This window comes from Paenirhodobacter sp. (assembly GCF_041916475.1).
Lineage (GTDB): Bacteria > Pseudomonadota > Alphaproteobacteria > Rhodobacterales > Rhodobacteraceae > Rhodobacter.
This window is the reverse complement of record NZ_JAYRZN010000060.1, coordinates 9763-11969: the sequence shown is the minus strand read 5'-3', so window position 1 is coordinate 11969 and position 2207 is coordinate 9763. Positions and strand designations below refer to the sequence as shown.

The following is a 2207-nucleotide window of genomic DNA, read 5'->3' as shown; positions in this document are numbered from 1 at the left end:
GGCCGCCTCAAGGACTGGCGGCGGGTCGCCACACGATACGACCGATGTCCGGAAACCTTCTTCTCCGCGATCATGCTCGCCGCAACCGTCTTGTTCCGGCTGTCAAAAGCAATGAGTCTGGGCCCTAAGAATGCCGTTCTTCGAAATGAAAACCGCCCACATTTTGGCACGCGCGAAGGGCCGAATATTGGCGTCTCGGGGCATGTCGCTCTGCGGTGACGCATCAGAGCCGACTTCTGACACAGCCTCGGCCGCGTCTTCACACAATCGGCACTGCCGGCGTGCCCTCTCCCCCGGTGCAGCACCGGCGCCCACATGCTGCGCCAAGCCCAGCCTGAAGAAAGCGCGATTCCCAAAATCCGGAATGAGATGCGGCGCGATAGCCCCTGAAGCCGGCCAGCCCCACCGCCTCACTCCGCGCCGCCGTCATCCCGTCTGTGCCGCTCGAAATGGGCCATCTTCAGCCGCAGCCGCGCGGCATAGTCATGCCGCTCCTGCGCGCTCATCGCGCCCAGGCGCTGCAGCATCACCTGCTCGCCAAGCCGTGCCCTCTGGTCGCCACGCGCGCGCATCTGCGTGAGATGGGCCTGCACCGCATCCGGGTTCCACGGATCGGCCTCCACCAGCGAAATCAGCGTTTCCACATCCGTCCGCAGGCTGTTGCGCATGGTGCCCAGATCAACCCCGATCCGCTCCGCATCCTGCCGCATTTCGGCCCGGTCCTGGCGCGAAAACGCGGCGCCGAGCGGCCCCAGCATCATGTCGCCCGCCTGCGGCGCCCGCCCGTCGAACCGGTCCCGGCCGAGCATGCCGCCCGCCACCACGCCCGCCACCAGAAGGTTGAGCGTCACCGATGCGATCAGCGCCGCCTTGATCCACCGTTGCCTGCCTTGCACACGCTCTCCCATTCGTTCCTCACTCGCCCGCCAGGGCCAGAATGTCGCTGTCGGTCAGCACCGAAGACGCGGCCTCTGCCGTATCCAGGCTGGCGAACCCAAGCACCTGCTCGGATCCGACGAAGCCGATCCAGAGCCCGAAGGCCGCCGCCGTCGCCATCCCGCCAATGGTGCCCCAGCCGCCGAGCGCCGACAGAATGCGCCACGCCCGGCCTTGCCGCCGCACCGGGGCGGGGCGCACCAGCGCCGCATCGGCCTGCGCAAGGACCGCCGCCAGGAAATCCGGCCGCGCCTCGGGCGCCGTGCGGCGCGCCGCCGCGAAGAACGGATCGAGCAGTGCGTCCAGGTCGCGTTCGTCACTCATGGCCATACCCCAATTCCGCGCGCCGCCCCGAAAGCAGCGCCGCCAAGGCCCGCTTTCCCCGGGCCGTCAAGCTTTCTACGGCCTCGACCCCGATTTCCATCGCTGCCGCGATTTCCGGGTTCGACATGCCCTCCAGATGCCGCAGCACCACCGCCTGGCGCTGCCGCGCCGGCAGCTGCGCCAGCGCCAGCTCCAGCGCCTGCGCACGGTCGTCCTCGATCATCCGCTCCAGCGCGGAGGCGGCGCCATCAGGAATTTCCGGAGCCTCGTCGAGCCCGACCCAGCGCCGCCGCCGCAGCCGGTCCGTCGCGAGATTGGTCACCACCCGGTAGAGCCAGGTGGAGACCTTCGCCTCCCCCTGCCGCCACTCGGGTGCAATCCGCCACAGCCGCAGCATCGCCTCCTGCGCCAGATCCTCCGCCTCGGCCCGGTCGTTCAGCATGCGCTGCGCGACCCGAAGCGCCAGCGGCGCCAGCCGCAGCGTCAGCGCGCGCGCAGCCCCCCCGTCCCCGTTGCCATAGAGGACCAGAAGCGCCTCGTCGGAAACTTCTTCAAGCGCGTCGAATGCCATCGTCATGCCACCGCACTAGCGCGAAAGCCGCGCCGCTGCAAACCCGGCCCCGGCTTTGCGGGGCCGGGCACTGCCTCAGTTCGCGTCGGGCGCCGCGTCGCCGTCCTGCGCGCCTTCGGCCGGCGGAGGCGCGTGGCGGCCCTGATGATCGCCGCGCGGGCCGTGTCCGTCGCGCCCCTCGCCGTGCTGCCCCATCATGCCCTTGCCCATGCCTTCGCCTTTACCCTTGCCCATCCGGTCGCCGCGCGGGCCCATGTCCATCATCTTCTGATGCATGGCCTCCATCTCCTCGGGCGAGATCGCGCCATCGCCGTCGCGGTCCATCCGCTCGAACATGCGCGCGCCGCCCGGCGGGGTCCAAATGTTTGAACAGTTA

Annotated in this window: 4 protein-coding genes and 1 pseudogene; 1 reads left to right on the top strand and 4 read right to left on the bottom strand. The window is 69.4% G+C overall.

Annotated features, from left to right (window positions below):
* Positions 1 to 102, top strand: a pseudogene (locus ACOMG5_RS16690) (IS5/IS1182 family transposase); the annotation flags it as partial.
* A 308-nt stretch (positions 103 to 410) separates the two neighbouring features.
* Here ACOMG5_RS16690 and ACOMG5_RS16685 read toward each other — a convergent pair.
* The 4 genes from ACOMG5_RS16685 to ACOMG5_RS16670 all read right to left on the bottom strand — a co-directional run bounded on the left by ACOMG5_RS16685 (position 411) and on the right by ACOMG5_RS16670 (position 2167).
* Positions 411 to 896 carry a periplasmic heavy metal sensor gene (locus ACOMG5_RS16685; protein WP_420344919.1) on the bottom strand — a complete coding sequence of 162 codons (486 nt, stop codon included), beginning with the start codon at positions 894 to 896 and terminating at the stop codon, positions 411 to 413.
* Between the two features lie 19 nt (positions 897 to 915).
* Entirely contained in the window at positions 916 to 1260 is a 345-nt protein-coding gene (locus ACOMG5_RS16680; protein ID WP_420344918.1) for a hypothetical protein, read from the bottom strand.
* Entirely contained in the window at positions 1253 to 1837 is a 585-nt protein-coding gene (locus tag ACOMG5_RS16675) for an RNA polymerase sigma factor (protein ID WP_420344917.1), read from the bottom strand. The genes ACOMG5_RS16680 and ACOMG5_RS16675 overlap by 8 nt, the downstream gene beginning before the upstream one ends.
* A 69-nt stretch (positions 1838 to 1906) precedes the next feature.
* A complete protein-coding gene (locus ACOMG5_RS16670) occupies positions 1907 to 2167 on the bottom strand; it encodes an EF-hand domain-containing protein (RefSeq protein WP_420344916.1) in 261 nt (86 codons plus the stop codon).
* Positions 2168 to 2207: the final 40 nt, after the last annotated feature.

Excerpts from the sequence above, each read along its gene's own strand:
- ACOMG5_RS16680 (WP_420344918.1), bottom strand. The coding sequence starts at position 1,260 with ATGAGTGACGAACGCGACCTGGACGCACTGCTCGATCCGTTCTTCGCG.
- ACOMG5_RS16675 (WP_420344917.1), bottom strand. The coding sequence starts at position 1,837 with ATGACGATGGCATTCGACGCGCTTGAAGAAGTTTCCGACGAGGCGCTT.
- ACOMG5_RS16670 (WP_420344916.1), bottom strand. The coding sequence starts at position 2,167 with ATGTTCGAGCGGATGGACCGCGACGGCGATGGCGCGATCTCGCCCGAG.